Raw genomic sequence first — 18699 nt, 5'->3', positions numbered from 1 at the left:
TATACTATATGCCTGGCCCGGCCGGATGGTGTTTCATTGAAATTAGGGTAGAAGTCCTTTCATTTTCACTCCAGCTTCCTGAAGGGAATCGAAGGTTCCTGCGTCGCTCCAATAGCGCCGTAAAATATCATATTCCAGCCTGCCTTCAGCGGCATAACAGTTGTTAACATCCGTGATTTCAAGCTCACCCCGTGCCGAAGGTGTAATTTGCCGGATCTTATCGAACACGGCAGTATCGTACATATAGATACCCGTAACGCAATATTTGGATTGGGGATGCTGCGGCTTTTCTTCAATCCGCGTAATGCTCTCCGGGCGCTCAGGATCAAATACGGGTACCCCGTAACGACGAGCATCTGCCACCTTTTTCAACAACACTCTGGCGCTCCCCGGGGGCTGTTGCTTGAACCGTTCGATCACAGGTCCCAAGTCTTCCTTGAACAAATTATCACCTAACAAAACAGTGAATTTCTCTTCTGCCTGCATATAGCTTCTTGCCAGTTCGAGTGCTTCCGCAATGCCGCCCGCCTTTTCTTGAATCCGGTATGTCAGTTGGACACCATAATCGCTGCCACTGCCCAAAAAATCGGTATACAGTCCGGCCGATTGTTTACCAATAATAATAAGCATATCGGTGATCCCCGCCTGTCGCAGCCTCTCGATACCATATACGATCATGGGATACTTGCCGACCGGAAGCAGATGCTTGTTGAGTAATGTAGTCAACGGATGAAGGCGCGATCCGGTTCCTCCTGCGAGAATAACCCCTTTCATATCTTCCTTCCTCCTTCGACAGCATGTTCAGTGCATACAACCCCAGCGTTTCCAGTTTCGATGAACATTCTGGGATCTATACTCCATTTCTCTATAAACAAACGATAGTTCCGCTCGATCAGCTCTTCCATCCAGGAAGTTTCCGAGCGTGAGAAGCTCGCATTCCCCTCGTGATAGACAAAACAGTCGTTGCACATGAGCAGCTTGTAGCCATGCACGCGTGCGCGTAGACAATAATCGTCATCCTCATAATGTCCGGGGCTGAACCGTTCATCCAGCAATCCGATCCGTTCCATCAGATCGCGCCGGAACAGCAAACAAAATCCGACCAACCGCTTGACCTCCTGCCATCTGGAGGGATTACTTGCATTATTCTGCTCCGCATATCTCAGACAACTGGCCAAATCTCCTTCTAATCCGTGTATCTGCTGAATACCGCTGACGTAATTCGTCACCGGTCCCACCAATCCCACTATGCTTTCGCTCTGCAATGCAGCCAACATATTCGATAGCCATCCCCGCGTAACCGTCACATCATTGTTTAAAATAACGAACTGGTCACCCGAAGCCAGCCGGAGCCCCGTATTACATGCTGCTGGAAAACCTCTGTTTTCAGGAAGACGTATGCTGATCAGCCGCTCGGATGCGCAAAAATCATCCGTTCCGTCATTCGAAGCGTTGTCCACAACAATGATTTCATACGGCACATCTATCGTATGTGTCCGAATCGCCTCAATGCACGGCTTTAACAGATGCAGGCCGTTATAAGTCGGAATAATGATGCTCGTCAGACTCATTGTGCATTCCTCCCTTTGGCAACGTCTACCCGTGTTGGAACAGGCCCGAGCGGGGAATACCCGGCTACCTGAAACACCGCCGTCAGTGCCTCTGCATGATCACCGACGATCAACTGTTCCATAGCGTTGCCTTTGCCAACATTGAAGGTCCGCTTACGGTTTGTTTTAATGACATCGACAGCATGTACTGCCGCCACGATCATGCCATGCAAAATTGCCATGGCGTGGGCTTTTGGCGGTACGGCAAGCACGGCTGAGCCAAGCTGATCCAGTAAACGCCGAGATAATGCATGCGGTACGGCAGTCAATGAGCTTGCTCCCAGATCCGGCCTGCGCAGTACGCGATTCAGGAATGCTTTGCACCGTGTCACGCTGTCCTGCTGGACATAGGGCGGCAAATGTCTGCCCAGATCATTAAGCGCAACATCCGTTCCCTGATCCACGGCGTGGAGAAAAGGCAACAAATCAGATGCTGGAATCGGCAAATCTCCGTCCACAAACAGCACAATATCAGCCTGCGTCATACGCGCGCCTACTGCACGGCCAACATCATGCCCCAGTCGATCCGGCACGTTGACGAGAGTCACACTGGGATGATGTTTGGCTACGGTGGAGCGCGTGCCGTCCGTGCAGCCGTTCAATACGACAATGATATCCGTAAGAGGAAGTTTTTCCAGCTCGCCCAGTACCCGGTCAATCGTTGACTCTTCATTACAGGCGCTGACCACGGCCGCTGCCGTTCCCTGTAATACAATATCTACCGGAACTTCGCGTTCCACAGGCGGAGTCACTTCGGTCATTCCTTTCGCCCGAGGTGTGGGTTTTCTCACCCTACGGCTATGCATTGAAGTCGTCGTTCCTCGTTTTCGCTGAACACGTCTGATCCCCCAGCTCGGTTCTTCACGCTTCCCTCTGCGATACTGTCTACTCACAGTTTCACCTCGTCTCTGATCCGTTTGCGCCCCAAATCCGTATATCCCGCACGCGTTCCCAGACGCGATGTAAGCCAGGCAATGGCATCCAGATGATCCTGAACAATTACATCTGCCAGCGGGTCCTTGCCGTTCTGTTTTTTACGTGTCGCATTTATTTTACCGACAGCTATTCCATATACAGTCACCACTCGTAACCCGGAGGCGATGGACATAGCTTGAAATAAAGGAGGTTTCTCCAAGGACTTTAGTCCTATTTTCTTTAGAGCCTTTTGACTTATGGCGTGTGGAATGCCAGTCATAGATGCTCCCCCTAAATCAGCACGATTCGACAAGATATTCAATACATGCTTTGCCTCCACTACAGGATGTACGGGCGTACGATTCACAGGTCCATGGTAATCATTCAGCACCACATCCGCCCCTGCACATATGGCGTGTATAAACGGCCGGAGTCTAACGCAGGGAATGACGATATCCCCATCCAGGAAAAGCAGGATCTGTCCGGATGCCGCCTCCGCTCCAATACGACGGCCAACATCATGTCCGAGCGGTTCCGGGAAAGAAAGTACACGAGCTCCCGCCGCTGCTGCCACCTTCGCCGTTCTATCGTGTGATCCGTTCTCAACGACGATAACCTCTGTATGTGGATGGACACGGCGCGCTTCGCGAATCACAGCTCCGATTGTTTTTTGCTCATTCATGGCCGGGATAATGACAGATACGAAAAACTTTCCCACCGATGACGGTTCAGATGGTCGCTCTTCGCCGATCTGTGCCCCTCTCTTCGTGTCAAGTACCTCCCTCATGGCAGGGGCTACCGGATTTTTATGCATGTTCGGCATTCGTAACGGCAGCCACATCTTAGAATGATAGTAAGCGCCAGAATGCCGCCTCCGTTTGATCTTGTATCCAGCTCTTCCCTGCTTCTTCATGCTCCCGTCTCACCTCCCTTCCTGCTGTATAGATGGACAGCATGATTAGGACAGTTCAACATAACCTATGCGGTCCAAAAGCCGTGTGTAACGGCAATCGTGGAGTCTTTTCGACACAGCAATTTTCGACTTTATTTTACAAAGCTTATTAATCCTATTAAATAAATGAGTTATTAGGGTCTAAAGAATCATTTTGGATAAATTTGTGACATAGATCTTCTCGTCCGTCATTCTCTGTGCTAATATCAGAGCCAGATGATGGGAGTTCAAAAAATCAACATTTGTTATTTTTGCATAAGGAAATTCTTTTCCATTATCCACCATTATTCTATTTTCTTTATATACGACAGGAAAGGAGGAGTTTGTCACCTTTTTAGGCTACATGCTTCATATTGCAGTACCCTCTTTTCACGTACGCTTCATGAAAAACACTTCGGTATTTCTCTTCATGTTCCATTTTCTTCTATTCCAGACGACAACACGACCTACATAAATGGCGCAATGCCTTATTCAAGACAGGATGATTCATCCTGACATTAATCGAGGAGAGTGAATTTTTAATGAAAAAAGTATGGGTTTCGCTTCTTGGAGGAGCTATGTTATTAGGGTCTGTCGCGTCTGGTGCATCAGCGGAGAGTTCCGTTTCGGGGCCAACTCAGCTTACACCGACCTTTCACGCCGAGCAATGGAAAGCCCCTTCCTCGGTATCCGGGGACGACATTGTATGGAGCTATTTGAATCGGCAAAAGAAATCGTTACTGGGTGCGGACGACTCTAGTGTACGTGAACAATTCCGAATCGTTGATCGCACAAGCGACAAGTCCGGTGTGAGCCATTATCGGCTGAAACAGTATGTAAACGGGATTCCCGTATATGGAGCTGAACAGACTATTCATGTGGGCAAATCTGGTGAGGTCACCTCTTACTTAGGAGCGGTGGTTACTGAGGATCAGCAAGCTGAAGCTACGCAAGGTACAACTCCAAAAATCAGCGCTTCTGAAGCAGTCTACACTGCATATAAAGAAGCAGCTGCACGGATTGAAGCCCTCCCTACCTCCGACGATACGATTTCTAAAGATGCTGAGGAACAAAGCAGTGTAAGCAAAGACACTTACGCCGAAGCAGCTAACAACGAAAAAACGCTATCTATTGATAAGGACGAGCTGAGTCTTGATAAAGCATCTGCCCTGAAAGATAGCAAAATTGAAGCGGTGGAGGCAGAAAAAAGTTCCATTGCCAAAATCGCTAATCTGCAGCCAGAAGTAGATCCTAAAGCCGATCTGTACTTCTATCCTAAAGGGGATGACCTGCAGCTGGTTTATGTAACAGAAGTCAATGTTTTAGAACCTGCCCCACTGCGTACTCGCTACATTATTGATGCCAATGATGGCAGCATCGTATTCCAGTATGACATCATTAATGAAGCGACAGGCACAGGTAAAGGTGTGCTTGGTGATACCAAATCATTCACCACGACGGCTTCTGGCAGTAGCTACCAGTTAAAAGATACAACACGCGGTAACGGGATTGTGACTTATACAGCCTCCAACCGTCAAAGCATCCCAGGTACCCTTCTAACCGATGCCGATAATGTATGGAATGATCCAGCCGGCGTGGATGCCCATGCGTATGCTGCCAAAACATATGATTACTATAAGTCCAAATTCGGACGCAACAGCATTGACGGACGCGGCCTGCAACTCCGTTCGACAGTCCATTACGGTAGCCGCTACAACAACGCCTTCTGGAATGGCTCCCAAATGACTTATGGAGACGGGGACGGTAGCACATTTATCGCATTCAGCGGGGACCCCGATGTGGTAGGTCATGAACTTACGCACGGTGTCACAGAGTATACTTCGAATTTGGAATATTACGGAGAGTCCGGTGCATTGAATGAGGCTTTCTCGGACGTCATCGGCAATGACATTCAGCGTAAAAACTGGCTTGTAGGCGATGATATTTATACGCCAAACATTGCAGGCGATGCTCTGCGCTCTATGTCCAATCCTACCCTGTACGATCAACCAGATCACTATTCCAACTTGTATACAGGCAGCTCCGATAACGGCGGCGTTCATACGAACAGCGGTATTATCAATAAAGCCTACTATCTGTTGGCACAAGGTGGTACTTTCCATGGCGTAACTGTAAATGGAATTGGCCGCGATGCAGCGGTCCAAATTTACTATAGTGCCTTTACGAACTACCTGACTTCTTCTTCCGACTTCTCCAACGCACGCGCTGCTGTGCTCCAAGCGGCAAAAGATCTGTACGGTGCGAACTCGGCAGAAGCAACTGCAGCTGCCAAATCTTTCGACGCTGTAGGCGTAAACTAAATCATATACGCTATAATCCTCATATCCCGTCCATAGACCTTTGCCGTTGTGCAACTGTCACTTGGCCCTGGCTCATACAATGGACGAAAAAATAGGGGTGCAGTGTACAAGTCTGCGCCCCTTCCCCCCTTATTTATGGCGTCCCTTCAAAGGGGCGCCCTTTTCTTGTTCATCGGGTCCCTTCGATCATTTTCGACTAAATAAGACAAATAAACAGTAAATCAGGGACTAAAGATTCATTTTGGGGTATTTTGTAAAATTAACCTTCTCGTTCGACAACCTCTGTGCTAATATCAGAGCCGAGACGTTGAAATTGCAAAAAAAAATAAACCTTAATATTTTACAAAAGGTAATTTTTATCCAGCCTCTTCACGTTTCAAAGGAGCAACAAGACTTACATATATAATGCAAGGCTTCTGCAAACAGGGTGTTTTTACCCCAACATTAATTAGGGAGAGTGAGTATGAATTGAAAAAAGTATGGGTTTCACTTCTAGGAGGAGCTATGTTATTAGGATCTATAGCACCGGGGACCTCCGCAGCTGAAAATTCTGTTTCCGATCCGACTCAGTTTACGCCAACATTCCAAACGGTCAACTGGAAGTCTCCTTCAACGGTAACAGGCGACAATCTGGTCTGGAGCTTTTTAAATCGACAACAAAAAACATTATTGAGTCTGGACAATACCCACATCGGTTCCCATGTGCGCGAGCAATTTCGTATCGTGGATCGTACCAGAGACAAATTTGGTACAAAGCATTATCGGTTAAAACAATACGTAGACGGAATTCCCGTATTTGGAGCCGAACAGACCATCCATGTAAACAAGTCTGGTCAAATCACCTCTTATTTGGGAGCGGTCCTTTCAGAAGATCAACAAGCCGATGCTAAAGAAAATACAACTCCAAAAATCAGTGCTACTGAGGCTGTATATACCGCATATGAAGATGCAGCTATACGGGTTCAATCTCCCTCTTCCTCCGTCCAAATCGTTCCTGAACCTTACGAGGGTACAAGCAGTGTAAGTAAAGACACTTACGAAAAAGCATCTAACAATGAATTGTCAATCTCTTTTGATAAGGACTCCTTGGATTTGGATAAAGCAACTGAACTGGAGAACAGTAAATTGGAAGCGGTAGAGCCTGCATCTTCTATCCCCAAAATTGCCAATCTGGAACCAAGCGTGGACCCTAAAGCAGAACTGTACATCTATCCCGATGGAGACTCAACACGTCTAGTCTATGTAACTGAAGTTAATACTTTACAACCCACTCTGCTGCGCACACGTTACTTTATTGACGCTAATGATGGAAAAATCGTATTCAAGTATGACATCCTTAACGAAGTGATCGGCACAGGGCGCGGTGTATTCGGTGATACCAAAACATTTGAAACAACAGCTTCGGGCAAAAAGTATCAACTAAAGGATATGACTCGTGGTAAAGGCATTTTAACTTATAACGTCCACAACACCGAGTCGCTCCCCGGCACCCTGTATACAGATTCAGATAACGTATGGGAAGATCCGGCTGCGGTGGATGCCCACGCTTACGCTATCCGTACTTACGATTATTACAAGGATAGATTTGGACGCGACAGCATTGACGGGCATGGCATGGCCATCGCTTCGGCAGTACATTACGGCGCAAAGAACTACAATAATGCTCACTGGGGCGGCACTCATATGCTTTACGGAGACGGAGACGGCACGTTATTTGCCCCTTTCAGCAGCGACCTCGAAATTGTTGCCCATGAGCTAACACACGGTGTGACCGAGCATTCATCAGGGCTCGTGTATTTCGCTGAATCTGGTGCATTAAGTGAAGCCATCTCAGATATTATAGGCAACGACATTGAGCGTACCAATTGGGATTTTGGCAAAGTTGCTTATACACCAAATATTAAGGGCGACGCAATACGCTCCCTTTCCGATCCTGTCAAGTATGGTCAAGTCGATCACTACAGTAATCTCTATCCTGACCCCAACAACGAGGATTATGGTGGAGCCCACATTAATAGCGGTATTATTAATAAAGCCTACTATCTACTGGCACAAGGCGGCACCTTCCATGGTGTCAAGGTAGATGGAATCGGACGTGATGCAGCCGTATATATTTATTATAATGCCTTCACCAATTATCTGACTTCCACATCTAACTTCTCCACCGCGCGTGCTGCTGTTATCCAAGCGGCCAGAGATAGTTATGGTGATAATTCAATAGCGGTAACCTCTGCTATTAAGTCTTTTGACGCTGTAGGTGTGAGATAAGTAATAAATACAAACTTCCCCGATATTACAAGTCTACCCCCTTACCTCTTATGTATACGGCGTCCCACTATGGGACGCCTTTTTCTAGTATGAAGTTGATTATTGGCAACTTATATTCCTAGCTTCTTATTATTGCCCCATGGCAATCCAAAGGACCAACCCTTCACATATCGGTCCCGAGTGTATGCGTTCCACAGTAAGTACTGCCGAATACCTCTGACGTTGTGTGACGGATACCATCACTCCCGGTACACTCCCATTGGCGGTGATTACATATTGTGTATCTACAAAAGGCTTCTCAAATAAAACGCTCACTTCAGCCCTATCCGCTCGGGCCGGGAGGTGAAAAGAAATGCTACCATATTGAGGTGAAGCCATATGATCGTCAGAAGCTTCATCACTGGTCGCTGATCCGTCGTGAATGGCATTCAGTTCTAATTCTTTCTCCGTATCGAAAGCTAGATCGATATCTTGCTCGGGCAAGACCACGCGCTGCTTTGGGCGGTGTCTTCCTTCCGCAATGTGAATACTGGTTATGGAACAATCCAGTAACGAATCTTGCTCTGCCTGACCTTCCGTCGTAATAGACGGTATGTCGTTATCCGTCCTGTATTCCGTATCTGACTCAGGCACAGACAACAGCAGTACAGATGCTCGATTCATCTGCATCGCTTCCTCTAGCGTTTTGGGAAGCTTATGCTTCTTCCATGCCGCTTCCTCTATAGCTTGAACCGAGGTATCCTTCTCTACGGGGGCAGGGACCGTTGCCGTCCCGCGCTGGCTCGGTCTATGACTGCCGGAAGTCGAAGCCGCTTTCTCCTTATTAACACGGGGTGAGGGAACTGCATTGGAGAGGTTACGCCGCGCTGTTCTTTTATCCTTAAGGCTATGGTTCGTACGATGGTTCATGGTGATCGCTCCTTTGGCACAGGAGTGAACCAGCGGTCGCCCCGCTTCATTCACCCGGCTGGAAATCATGGCTAATGCCTATAAGATAGCCTATGCGCGTAACAGCGCCTACGTCACTCCGTTGCGCAGTCCGTTATGATTTGTGCCCAGCGTTGTGCTGAGTGCTGCCATAAAAATCGTCTTCGTACCTCGCCAAGCCCGGCTTCTCCCATCCGTCGTCGCAAGCCAGGTTGCTGGAGCAACCTGATGATGGCATCGGCCATTTCCTGCTCACCGTGAGACGGATGCACAAGCCAGCCTGTCTCGCCGTGTTGTACAACCTCCGGAATACCGCCGATTCGTGAAGCGACCACAGGCACTCCTGCTGCCATGGCTTCCAGATTGACCAGCCCGAAGGCCTCATCCTTCACTGAAGGAACAACGGTCACATCGGCTAGCTGATATAGCGAGGCCAATGCTGGATGCGGAACATAGTCTAGGAATTGCACATGCTTCCCCAACCTTAGTTTACGCATCTGCCGATGCAACGACGCCGTGTACGGCGTGAGGCGGTCATGCCCGTAATAGGCACTACCTGCAATGAGCAGCAGTACGTCCGGGCAAGCGCGAACGACATGCCGCAAGGCCTTGAGCAGTCGGTGAACGCCTTTTCCTGGCATCAGTCTGCCCGTGAATAACACGATTTGACGGCCTGACCAGCCGAAATCATCCAATCGCGCCGATCTGGCCGCTTCTGCTGCAGGAGTCCATCTTGGCAGGAAATCGCCGGGATGGATACCCAGCTTGTTTATGACGATGCGTTCCCTGACCGCGTCGGGACAGTCAGAAGCTACGATTGCCCCCAAATACGCACTGTTCACGATAATGCGATCCATCGATCCCAGCAGCCTACCCATCTCCTCCCGTTTGAGGTTGGGCTCCCGGATGAACGTGGTCGAATGCAAAGTCAGTACAACCCGACTATCGGGTAAAGCCTCGCGAATTGCATACGCAACTGCCGGGCGGTTGTGTACATCTACTACCGCTGGTAACCATCTCTTTAAATCAGCAATCACCTCAGAAATATAACCTGCTCCCCGCGTATAACGCATGCAGAGAATTCCGCCGACATCGCCATGATCAGGTGCCTCTGCTCCCTTTATGCCATAGATCTGCGCTTGGAGCTCATGACTAGCCAGCGGTACCATGTGGGCAATTACCCGTTCCACAGAACTGCTGCGGGGCGAAGGTATAACAAAGGAGCCCGGTGTAACGACTGCCACCTTCGGCCTCTGCATCACCTCACCTACTTTCTGACCCTATTCCAACACTCTTCAACAATCATCTTGTATCATATCGTCTGCCCCCCTGAAAGGTGCCTCGCTTCTAACTTTGGGCTTACCGCAAGGCTAGCGTCCATGCCTGGCCGATCTTTGATACATATGATGGACTAGAATCACAGTATGATCAGTTGGAGTGACTACAAGGAGGGCGGACATACTCATGTTGCATGTCGGCGTCATGCTCAACCCGGCAACCTACCGGGGCATTCCCGCCATGAGGACGCGATATGAATCTATCGCCAATTACGAGGACGCCGGGTTAAGCTACGAGCTCATCCCCTGCTTTCTTCGTCTGGAGGATATTCATATAGCGACCGGAACATGCCGGGCTTTTGTTAAACACGGCAACGAGTATCGGCAGATGACTCTTCCGTTGCCGCCGGTCATCCACAATCGGACTCTCTATCGGCAAAATGAAAATGCTAAAGATATCAACAAGCTTGTCCAAAAGGGATTCTATATTTTTAATGAACAAAACCGTTTCCACAAAGACCATATACATGCAATTCTGCAGGAAGACCCTTTGCTACGCATACACCTCCCCAAAACATTGCAAGGCAACCTTTCCTCCATCCATACCTTGATGGAGGAAACCGGAGATGTTGTAATTAAACCCAGTAGCGGCAGCGTGGGTAGAGGAATTATGCGTCTGCGGCATTCCCGCGGAGGCTGGACTTTGCAATGTGCTCATCCGGCTATACCTGAGCGTTGGTCCACACTACGTTTGAATGTCGAAGAACTCCCATTATTTCTACACAAACGACTGCTGCATGCGCCTCATATCGTACAGGAAACCATACCGCTTGCTTTGTACAACAATCGTCCGTTTGATGTCCGTGTGTCGGTTCAGCGCGGATATGGCGGTATCTGGGGTGTAACAGGCATGTATGCTAAAATTGCTCCTTCCCACACCTTCGTCTCGAATGTGGCACAGGGTGGTACGGCCCGTTCCTTACTGGAAGTGTTATCACAAACAGAGACGGTTCAGACTTCGAACGCAGTCCGGCTGATGAATGAACTGGAGCGACTCTCGTTACAAATCGTGCACCGGCTGGCACAAAACCTTCCTCGTCTCGCCGACGTCGGTCTGGATCTGGGAATTACCCATAAGGGCAAGATTGTTTTTATCGAATGTAACGGTCGTGACCAGCGCTATGGCTTCAGCCAGGCGGGCATGCACAATGTCTGGAAAGAAACATACTCTCAGCCGATGGCTTACGCTCGTTGGCTTCTCGAACGGATGCCTTCGTCAGACACCGAACGTTCACCAGGCCGTCCACTGTATTGATTTACGTCACATTCTGTGTCAATATAGTTCAGAGCGGCCGGACAGGTTCCGGCCAAGACGGCTCGGAAATGAACAAGGGGGATCTGTAATGGCAAAACAGTGGCTGCGGCTCATGACGGAGCTATCATCGCGCAAGTGGGTGTGCCGGATTGTAGGCTCCTTCGCGCAAAGCGGTGCAAGCCGACTTTTTATCCCCACCTTTATACGTACGTACCAGATCCAGACGCATGAGGCGGAACAGGAATGGAAGGAATACCGTTCCCTAAACGCCTATTTTACACGCAAATTAAAAGCGGGCATGCGCCCGATTGATACGAACGCCGAGGTGATGACCAGTCCGGTGGATGCACGGATTACTTTCACTGGCCCAATTACGTCCGGCACTCTTTTGGATGTCAAAGGGCAGGACTATACCCTGGAAGAGCTTCTTAACCGCTCTCCGCGTCTTGAAAAATACACACACGGCTATGCTTTTGTGCTCTATCTCAGCCCGACGGATTATCATCGCATTCATGCACCAGTATCCGGTACGCTGGTAGAAAAAGAACATCTGCGCGGCAAGGTATACCCAGTGAATGACTTCGGCTTGCAACATATGCGAGCAGTTCTTAGCCGCAATGAACGACAGATTACGTACATTGCCCATGAATATGGTGAGGTGGCGGTCGTCAAGGTTGGCGCAATGAATGTGAGTAGCATCAAATATACGGATGATAAAGCCGTCTCATGGACAAAAGGAGACGATCTCGCCTATTTCGAATTTGGATCAACTGTCGTTTTGCTAACTGAAAACGGCACGTTTGATCCAGACCCCGCACTGAAGCCGGGAGATGCGGTGAAAATGGGACAACGTCTGGGTTGCTTTCGACATGATCCCAAAGTATAAGTGGATTTACCGTAATCGTATTATAGCTACACATATGAGCATCGGGATCGGATGATGCTAAATTGCTCATAAAAAAAGGACCGGCGTAACTGCTCGGGTCCTTTTTTTAGAATTTATCCTTTATATTCGTTATTCATTAATCCCATTACACCTAAATCCGAAGAAGCTTGTCCACCGTCCATAACATTACCGGATCTCAGACGGACTTTTCCCCGTGTACTGCTTGAATTGGCGACTGAAAAAAAAGATGTCACGATACCCCAAAGCCTCTGCCACCTCGGTCACATTCATTCCGGCATGTAGTAATAGATGCTGTGCACGCTCAATCCGCATGCTGATAATATGAGATTGCGCGGACACACCCAGCAGCTCCTTGAATTTAATCGAAAAATAACGCGGTGACAGCCCCGCCCGTGCAGCCAAATCCTCGACGCGATGAGGAAGTCCCGGATGCTGACGCACATAGTTGGCCGTTTCCCGAATGACCTCGGTGAGCTGGTTACTGGCCTGTTGCTCCTGAGGCTCCTTGCGGTCCGCACGCAGCAGATGAATCATCAGTTGTTTCAGGATCAGCTTGCCTTCCTCGTCAGCTCCGTAAGCACGCTCCAGGCGTAGTCGAACGTATCTGGCAAGCATATGCTCTACCTCGAACGTTTCCTCCAGCATACGGTAGCTTGCAGGGATAAGCTTTGGCTGTTCGATAAGATCAAAATGAATATAGGTAAGTATGAGCGGCTTTTGCGGGTTATGTGTGGCACGGGTATCATCCCCCGGCTTGAACAGGAAGCAACTCCCCTTGCTTACCGGATACGACGTCCCGTTTAAGACCACTGTTCCTTCTCCGCTCCATACATAAAATAAATCATAGTTTGGCATCGGCTTCTCGCGTACCTGCCACTTCCAGCCCGGCTCACACACAATTTTGGCGAAGGCCGACAACAGGATAAACGATGACGCAGATGTATCCAGCAAAATCTGCACCTCCTTTTGTTCATCTTTGGTTGTCCTTTATCCCATTAATTTATAATATAAGCTCAGCGCCGTCATTAAGCAAAAAAATGCGTTTTTATGTTCCAGATGCTTTTGCGTGACGCTTACCGTGTGTAATGCTATAATATGTAATCAAAATGACTTGGAAGGATGAAACGGGAATGAATCCACTGGCAGCGCAGTTAAACCAAAACATTCAGACAGGCAACGAGCATGTATATCAAATGCTTTCTCTTTTAGGGAAAGAAATTTATTTCCCAAAAGAAGGGATTTTGAGTCAATCCGCAGAGGCAGGGAAGCTTGCTAAAAAGTACAACGCTACGATTGGCATTGCTACTGAAGGCAATGGTCCTATGCATTTGGAGGTCATTCAGGAGAAGCTGTCCGCTTACAATCCCAAGGATTTATACCCTTACGCTCCCCCTGCAGGCAAACCTGAACTTCGTAGTGTATGGCGTGACAAAATGCTGAAGGAGAACCCTTCATTGGCTGGAAAAAGTTACGGCCTTCCCGTAGTTACGAACGCGCTGACCCACGGTTTGAGCATCGTTGCCGATCTGTTCACGGATGAAGGAGACGCTGTTATTTACCCAGATAAAAACTGGGAAAACTATGAGCTGACTTTCGGTATTCGCCGTCATGGACGTTTGGTGAATTTCCCGTTGTTCACAGAGGATCAACGTTTTAATAGTGATGGATTACGCGAGGCGCTACTGGCGCAGAAAGAATACGGCAAAGCGATTGTTGTGCTGAACTTCCCGAATAACCCGACAGGCTACACACCGGGAGTGGAAGAGGGTAAAGCAATTGTTGCTGCCATCCAGGAAGCCGCGGAAGCGGGCATCAATGTCGTAGTTGTGACGGATGACGCTTATTTTGGTCTGTTCTTCGAGGACTCCCTGCATGAATCACTATTCGGTCAGTTAGCTGGACTTCATCCGAGAATTCTACCAGTCAAAATTGACGGAGCTACCAAGGAAGAATTCGTTTGGGGCTTCCGTGTCGGATTTATTACCTTTGCTTCGGAACATCAGGATGTACTGAGCGCACTGGAACAAAAAACATTAGGGATTATTCGGGCAACGATTTCGAGCGGTCCTCACCCATCTCAAACCTTCGTCCTGGATGCCCTCAAGTCAACGGACTTTGAACAACAGAAGAAAGAAAAGTTCCAGATTATGAAGGGACGGGCTAACAAAGTCAAAGCGTTGCTCGATAGTGGAAAATACGGAGATGTATGGAGCTACTATTCTTTCAATTCAGGTTATTTTATGTGCCTCAAGCTGAACGGCTTGTCCGCTGAACGACTGCGTACACATTTGCTGGAACAATATGGGGTAGGAACGATTGCGCTGGGTGAATATGATCTCCGAATCGCATTCTCATGTATCGAGGAAGAGTATCTGGAAGACCTGTATGACATTGTTTACCGTGGCGCACAAGATTTGTTGAACACCTAATATGTAACAGATTAAATATAGCATCATTAGCGGTATGCCGGATGTTGCGGCATACCGCTTTTTAATGGGCTGAACCATTGTGAATCACACTTCGAAACAAGCTATCCTTCAGCAGCGAGCAAAGATTCCTGTGCGAGTGGCAGCAGGATGACTACCTCGGTTCCGACTCCAGGCTCACTCTCATAGTGTATACTTCCGTTCATGGCTTCAATGATTCGAAAGGAGACGACCGTTCCCAGTCCCGTTCCTACCTCTTTGGTTGAAAAAAACAAAGTGCCCACTCGCTCCAGATGCTCCTGACTCATGCCTTTTCCCGTATCCCTAATATGCAGACATGCCTTCTCTTCCTGAATCGCCAGCTTTATGTATACCCTGCCTCCATCATCCGCAGCTTCGATCGCATTTTTCGTCACATGTATTAATGCCTGTAACAGCTGATTACGATCCATATATACGTATATTTCATTCCTTAGCTCAGTATACAGTCTTACGCCCTGCTTGGTCGCCATCGGTTTCAAAAGCAAAACAATTTGTTGAACCATGCCAGACAGATCCATCAGCTCTGTGTTCCCAATCTGCGGTCTGGATAAGTTCAGATAGTCGCTAATAATTCTTTCGGCCCGGTCGACCTCCGCTAGTGCCAAAGCGATATATCTGCGATTTTTCCCTTCTAGCCCTGACTGAACCATTTGCAGGAACCCTTTAACAACGGTCAACGGATTCCGCACTTCATGAGCCATAGAGGCAGCCAGTTCACCTAACGTATTCAGATGCTCAGCATATTTAACCTTCCTTCTCATTTCTTCCCGTTCCAAACTAAACTCCATCCAGAAAGAGGAGGCTCCAATGCTTAGGAGTTGGATCACACCAAACCAGAGTATTGCCCGGATCAGCTCAATCTCATCCTTATCCAGCCTGCCATTGGCCCAGGAATGTATTAATAGAATTATAAGCATGGCAATATTGGTCCATATACTCATTAGCATATTCATGCCCACCCGAAGCAACATACTATTGAGCTGCATAAACTTCTTTCTCACCAAGAGAGGGCCCAAATAACACAACATCATGCTGGGAAATCCTACCACTATAGACTCAGGACCTATATACATACGAGCCATCACCATCAGCGTTATATTCAGAAGCCCTGCCTTAGGACCAAAATATAAAACAGAAAGGATCAGAGGAACATATCGAAGATCCCAATATAATCCATACCAAATGTACGAAAACATTAGGCAAAGCACAGAAGACACACCCAGCACCCCTCCCATAAGCAACGGGGTATGTTTCATATGCCGATGATCTGACAAAGCGCTATATACTAATAATGGTACAAACACAAGAAATATGTTCACGAGCAGCTTATCTATCAGCATCTCGTCTTTCCCACTTTCCAAGTGATAATGACTACGTACTTCTTCTATTCTCGATAATACGTGCCTTTTCCTCTCTCCTCCCCTACATCTGATGAAAAATATAAGGCGATTCGGCAACATACCTGAGCATTGGCCCACGCAATCTGAAAATCCACTTCATAAGATACGATGTATCCTTTATCACAATGACCGAGAGGGGAATGAGCATGGGAGCAGAAGAAACAAGAGGCGGTTACGGTGGTTACGGCGCATTTACAAGCACAGGAACAATTCTGGTACTGTTCATTTTATTAGTTATCATCAGCAAAACGATCTTCATATAAGCAGACGATTATCTGCACCCACGGCTACGATAGCAGTGAGCGTACAAAAAAAAGGCTAATTCGCAGGCAGCTCTTGCTGCTTACGAATTAGCCTTTACTTTATCTACATAGATACACATTACACTTCTTCTTCATCCTGGCCGTCCAAACGCCATTTTTTGGCTTGAGCGCCTCGTAACAGGAACACTACTGCAACTCCCCCAAGCAGCGTGAGCAGTGTAGACAGTAGATCTTCCGTTCCTTTTACCAGAAAAGGAAGCCACAGCACCACAGCAGCCGGCAACGTCAACCGAACAACAAAGTCGAGAAAAGACGCACGACGACTATGCGCAGGAATCGGATATAACTGAAGCCATAACGAATCCTTGTGATACTGCCGTAGTGAAGTGACCTGTACACCAATGAGAAATATGAAAAATAAATATACTGCAATACCAATCCAGCTAGCATGGGTGATATATATAATTAACAACCCCAGAATTCCAAGCCGAATGACAATACCTGCTGGCTCTGTACGCAGGAACGTCTTAAACAGCAGGTAACGATACGCTCCCCTTCTGTTCCAAGGTATGTTACCTCCCAACCAGGACAACCAACGACGTGGCGTCACTCTCTGCGTAAGGGCGGGCACATCGACAAACCAGCCCAAAGTGCGCATCACCCGAGCAGCCTGCATCCCCTCTGTACGAATCAGCTTTTCCCAAGCCACTAGCAGCTTGACCGGAAAACGCAGAACAAGCACGTACACCACACCGACCAATATGATAAATGGCACGCTGTGTAGTGGAGGCTGCCATAGCCATGCGGCTACCATCAGCACAGCCAACACCCACCGAAGCAGACGATAGCCTACACTTCCGCCAATCGATACCATGCGAAGCTCTTGCCAGCCGCCGTAGCTAAATAGCAGCTTTAACAGCACGAACAGTAGCAGGGTTAGTAGCAGCGGCTTAGGCGCGACATCACTGCGAATATACAGCGGCCACACGATAATAGACAGCAATAGCAAACCGAATATTTTATACACCACACCCCGAATCCGGCTGGCCTTAAAATAATCGTGCATCGCGTGCTCCTGTGGACGGAGGAAAACAATATCCGCCGCGTTTAGATACGTACGAAAGCTCGCATGAGCAATCGGAATAGCCACAATAAGCATGATCCAGCGGATGGGCAAATCCGGTGGAGTATGCATCAGCAGCGACGTGTACCATGCGGCAAAGGCAATCAGTGCAAAGCCGAAGACCACCGCCAGACCGCTCTGAATGACATAGCCCAGATAGGGCAGCACCTGTCCCCAGAACGCTACACGTCTTTCTTTATGCAAACGTTGCAAATCCATGCTCATTCCCTGCCCTGTACCAGCTCATAAAATGCATCTTCCAGCGGCATGCCCGGCTTACCCGCCTGTGCTGTCACTTCGTCCAGCGTACCCTGTGCAATGATGGCACCCTGATGAAGTACAATGAAACGATCACAATAATTTTCAATCGTGGACAAAATATGAGAACTGAGCAGAATGGACGAACCCGAACGCTTCATCTCTAACATAAAGTCTAGCAGGGAACGAATACCAAGCGGGTCCAAACCCAAAAAAGGCTCATCTATGACATACAACGGCGGTCCTGCTAAAAATGCGCACATAATCATCACTTTCTGGCGCATCCCTTTAGACAGGTGCATCGACATACTTCCACTTTTATCCCGCATACGGAACAAGTCCAGCATTTGATCACTGCGCGTGCGGAAATCTGCTTCGCTAACTCCGTACGCTCTGGCCGTGAATTCCATATGCTCCATCACCGTCATTTCAGGATACAGCTCTGGAGATTCAGGTACAAAAGCAATGGCTCCCTGGTACTCCTCGGGATTTTCATCCTGCTTATGACCCTGCACACGAATTTCTCCGGCCTGCGGTGTCATCAGGCCCAAAATATGCTTCATGGTCGTACTTTTCCCGGCCCCGTTCAGACCGATCAATCCTACCATTTCGCCCGGTTTCACATCCAGCGAAATCTGATGCAGCACCGGGCGCTTGGCGCTATATCCGCCGGTCAGTCCGTTAATTTGCAACACAGGCTGTTGTTCCATGGCTCC

General features: G+C 48.4%; 16 protein-coding genes. 6 read left to right on the top strand and 10 right to left on the bottom strand.

All coding sequences use genetic code 11. The features are described 5' to 3' along the window. Positions 1 to 42 precede the first annotated feature (42 nt). Genes ACQW03_RS16710 through ACQW03_RS16695 form a run of 4 tightly spaced genes read right to left on the bottom strand, consistent with a single transcriptional unit; the run spans position 43 to position 3438 of the window. The gene (locus tag ACQW03_RS16710; RefSeq protein WP_023990113.1) at positions 43 to 774 is read right to left on the bottom strand and encodes a sugar phosphate nucleotidyltransferase; all 732 of its coding nucleotides are present in this window, start codon (positions 772 to 774) and stop codon (positions 43 to 45) included. After that, complete coding sequence (locus ACQW03_RS16705) at positions 771 to 1571, bottom strand: glycosyltransferase family 2 protein (protein ID WP_023990114.1); 801 nt, start codon at positions 1569 to 1571, stop codon at positions 771 to 773. Before ACQW03_RS16705 ends, ACQW03_RS16710 begins: the two co-directional genes overlap by 4 nt. Further along, positions 1568 to 2503 carry a glycosyltransferase family 2 protein gene (locus ACQW03_RS16700; protein ID WP_441950687.1) on the bottom strand — a complete coding sequence of 312 codons (936 nt, stop codon included), beginning with the start codon at positions 2501 to 2503 and terminating at the stop codon, positions 1568 to 1570. Before ACQW03_RS16700 ends, ACQW03_RS16705 begins: the two co-directional genes overlap by 4 nt. Beyond that, positions 2500 to 3438 (bottom strand): glycosyltransferase family 2 protein, encoded by a 939-nt coding sequence (locus ACQW03_RS16695; RefSeq protein ID WP_441950685.1) that lies wholly within the window; start codon positions 3436 to 3438, stop codon positions 2500 to 2502. Before ACQW03_RS16695 ends, ACQW03_RS16700 begins: the two co-directional genes overlap by 4 nt. 560 nt (positions 3439 to 3998) lie before the next feature. Between ACQW03_RS16695 and ACQW03_RS16690 the strand changes: the two genes are divergently transcribed. Together ACQW03_RS16690 and ACQW03_RS16685 are read left to right on the top strand one after the other, a co-directional pair. Beyond that, positions 3999 to 5777: a M4 family metallopeptidase gene (locus tag ACQW03_RS16690; protein WP_071642750.1), complete on the top strand. Its 1779-nt coding sequence runs from the start codon at positions 3999 to 4001 to the stop codon at positions 5775 to 5777. A 468-nt stretch (positions 5778 to 6245) separates the two neighbouring features. Then, the gene (locus tag ACQW03_RS16685; protein WP_441950683.1) at positions 6246 to 8045 is read left to right on the top strand and encodes a M4 family metallopeptidase; all 1800 of its coding nucleotides are present in this window, start codon (positions 6246 to 6248) and stop codon (positions 8043 to 8045) included. Positions 8046 to 8174: 129 nt separating this feature from the next. Here ACQW03_RS16685 and ACQW03_RS16680 read toward each other — a convergent pair whose 3' ends face one another. Beyond that, positions 8175 to 8954 (bottom strand): WIAG-tail domain, encoded by a 780-nt coding sequence (locus ACQW03_RS16680; protein WP_441950681.1) that lies wholly within the window; start codon positions 8952 to 8954, stop codon positions 8175 to 8177. 113 nt (positions 8955 to 9067) lie between these two features. Then, a complete protein-coding gene (locus tag ACQW03_RS16675; RefSeq protein WP_076294208.1) occupies positions 9068 to 10231 on the bottom strand; it encodes a glycosyltransferase family 4 protein in 1164 nt (387 codons plus the stop codon). Between the two features lie 205 nt (positions 10232 to 10436). Between ACQW03_RS16675 and ACQW03_RS16670 the strand changes: the two genes are divergently transcribed. Together ACQW03_RS16670 and asd are read left to right on the top strand one after the other, a co-directional pair. After that, a complete protein-coding gene (locus ACQW03_RS16670) occupies positions 10437 to 11564 on the top strand; it encodes a YheC/YheD family endospore coat-associated protein (protein WP_071642758.1) in 1128 nt (375 codons plus the stop codon). A gap of 88 nt (positions 11565 to 11652) precedes the next feature. Continuing rightward, positions 11653 to 12450, top strand: coding sequence for an archaetidylserine decarboxylase (asd, locus tag ACQW03_RS16665; RefSeq protein ID WP_071642760.1), 798 nt, complete (start codon positions 11653 to 11655; stop codon positions 12448 to 12450). Positions 12451 to 12636: 186 nt separating this feature from the next. On the opposite strand, the gene ACQW03_RS16660 is transcribed toward asd, so the two are convergent. Further along, on the bottom strand, positions 12637 to 13422 hold the full coding sequence (locus ACQW03_RS16660) for a helix-turn-helix domain-containing protein (protein WP_061830088.1): 786 nt from the start codon (positions 13420 to 13422) through the stop codon (positions 12637 to 12639). A gap of 179 nt (positions 13423 to 13601) precedes the next feature. Between ACQW03_RS16660 and ACQW03_RS16655 the strand changes: the two genes are divergently transcribed. After that, on the top strand, positions 13602 to 14900 hold the full coding sequence (locus tag ACQW03_RS16655; RefSeq protein ID WP_441950677.1) for an aminotransferase class I/II-fold pyridoxal phosphate-dependent enzyme: 1299 nt from the start codon (positions 13602 to 13604) through the stop codon (positions 14898 to 14900). A 101-nt stretch (positions 14901 to 15001) separates the two neighbouring features. On the opposite strand, the gene ACQW03_RS16650 is transcribed toward ACQW03_RS16655, so the two are convergent. Continuing rightward, the gene (locus tag ACQW03_RS16650) at positions 15002 to 16279 is read right to left on the bottom strand and encodes an ATP-binding protein (RefSeq protein ID WP_441950675.1); all 1278 of its coding nucleotides are present in this window, start codon (positions 16277 to 16279) and stop codon (positions 15002 to 15004) included. Between the two features lie 206 nt (positions 16280 to 16485). Here ACQW03_RS16650 and ACQW03_RS16645 point away from each other — a divergent pair, with 206 nt between their 5' ends. Beyond that, positions 16486 to 16602: a hypothetical protein gene (locus tag ACQW03_RS16645; RefSeq protein ID WP_023990126.1), complete on the top strand. Its 117-nt coding sequence runs from the start codon at positions 16486 to 16488 to the stop codon at positions 16600 to 16602. A gap of 118 nt (positions 16603 to 16720) precedes the next feature. Here the strand turns inward: ACQW03_RS16645 and ACQW03_RS16640 are convergent, their stop codons facing one another. Together ACQW03_RS16640 and ACQW03_RS16635 are read right to left on the bottom strand one after the other, a co-directional pair. Then, positions 16721 to 17944 (bottom strand): ABC transporter permease, encoded by a 1224-nt coding sequence (locus ACQW03_RS16640; RefSeq protein WP_441950673.1) that lies wholly within the window; start codon positions 17942 to 17944, stop codon positions 16721 to 16723. Positions 17945 to 17946: 2 nt separating this feature from the next. Continuing rightward, complete coding sequence (locus ACQW03_RS16635) at positions 17947 to 18693, bottom strand: ABC transporter ATP-binding protein (protein ID WP_013311782.1); 747 nt, start codon at positions 18691 to 18693, stop codon at positions 17947 to 17949. Positions 18694 to 18699: the final 6 nt, after the last annotated feature.

Source organism: Paenibacillus sp. DRB1-1 (assembly GCF_052119485.1).
Lineage (GTDB): Bacteria > Bacillota > Bacilli > Paenibacillales > Paenibacillaceae > Paenibacillus > Paenibacillus polymyxa_B.
The sequence above is the reverse complement of the archived record's forward strand: the minus strand, read 5'-3'. Positions and strand labels throughout refer to the sequence as shown.

Coding starts and splice junctions, on each gene's coding strand:
- ACQW03_RS16710 (WP_023990113.1), bottom strand. CDS start 774: ATGAAAGGGGTTATTCTCGCAGGAGGAACCGGATCGCGCCTTCATCCG.
- ACQW03_RS16705 (WP_023990114.1), bottom strand. CDS start 1,571: ATGAGTCTGACGAGCATCATTATTCCGACTTATAACGGCCTGCATCTG.
- ACQW03_RS16695 (WP_441950685.1), bottom strand. CDS start 3,438: ATGAAGAAGCAGGGAAGAGCTGGATACAAGATCAAACGGAGGCGGCAT.
- ACQW03_RS16690 (WP_071642750.1), top strand. CDS start 3,999: ATGAAAAAAGTATGGGTTTCGCTTCTTGGAGGAGCTATGTTATTAGGG.
- ACQW03_RS16680 (WP_441950681.1), bottom strand. CDS start 8,954: ATGAACCATCGTACGAACCATAGCCTTAAGGATAAAAGAACAGCGCGG.
- ACQW03_RS16675 (WP_076294208.1), bottom strand. CDS start 10,231: ATGCAGAGGCCGAAGGTGGCAGTCGTTACACCGGGCTCCTTTGTTATA.
- ACQW03_RS16670 (WP_071642758.1), top strand. CDS start 10,437: ATGTTGCATGTCGGCGTCATGCTCAACCCGGCAACCTACCGGGGCATT.
- asd (WP_071642760.1), top strand. CDS start 11,653: ATGGCAAAACAGTGGCTGCGGCTCATGACGGAGCTATCATCGCGCAAG.
- ACQW03_RS16655 (WP_441950677.1), top strand. CDS start 13,602: ATGAATCCACTGGCAGCGCAGTTAAACCAAAACATTCAGACAGGCAAC.
- ACQW03_RS16650 (WP_441950675.1), bottom strand. CDS start 16,279: ATGCTGATAGATAAGCTGCTCGTGAACATATTTCTTGTGTTTGTACCA.
- ACQW03_RS16645 (WP_023990126.1), top strand. CDS start 16,486: ATGGGAGCAGAAGAAACAAGAGGCGGTTACGGTGGTTACGGCGCATTT.
- ACQW03_RS16640 (WP_441950673.1), bottom strand. CDS start 17,944: ATGGATTTGCAACGTTTGCATAAAGAAAGACGTGTAGCGTTCTGGGGA.
- ACQW03_RS16635 (WP_013311782.1), bottom strand. CDS start 18,693: ATGGAACAACAGCCTGTGTTGCAAATTAACGGACTGACCGGCGGATAT.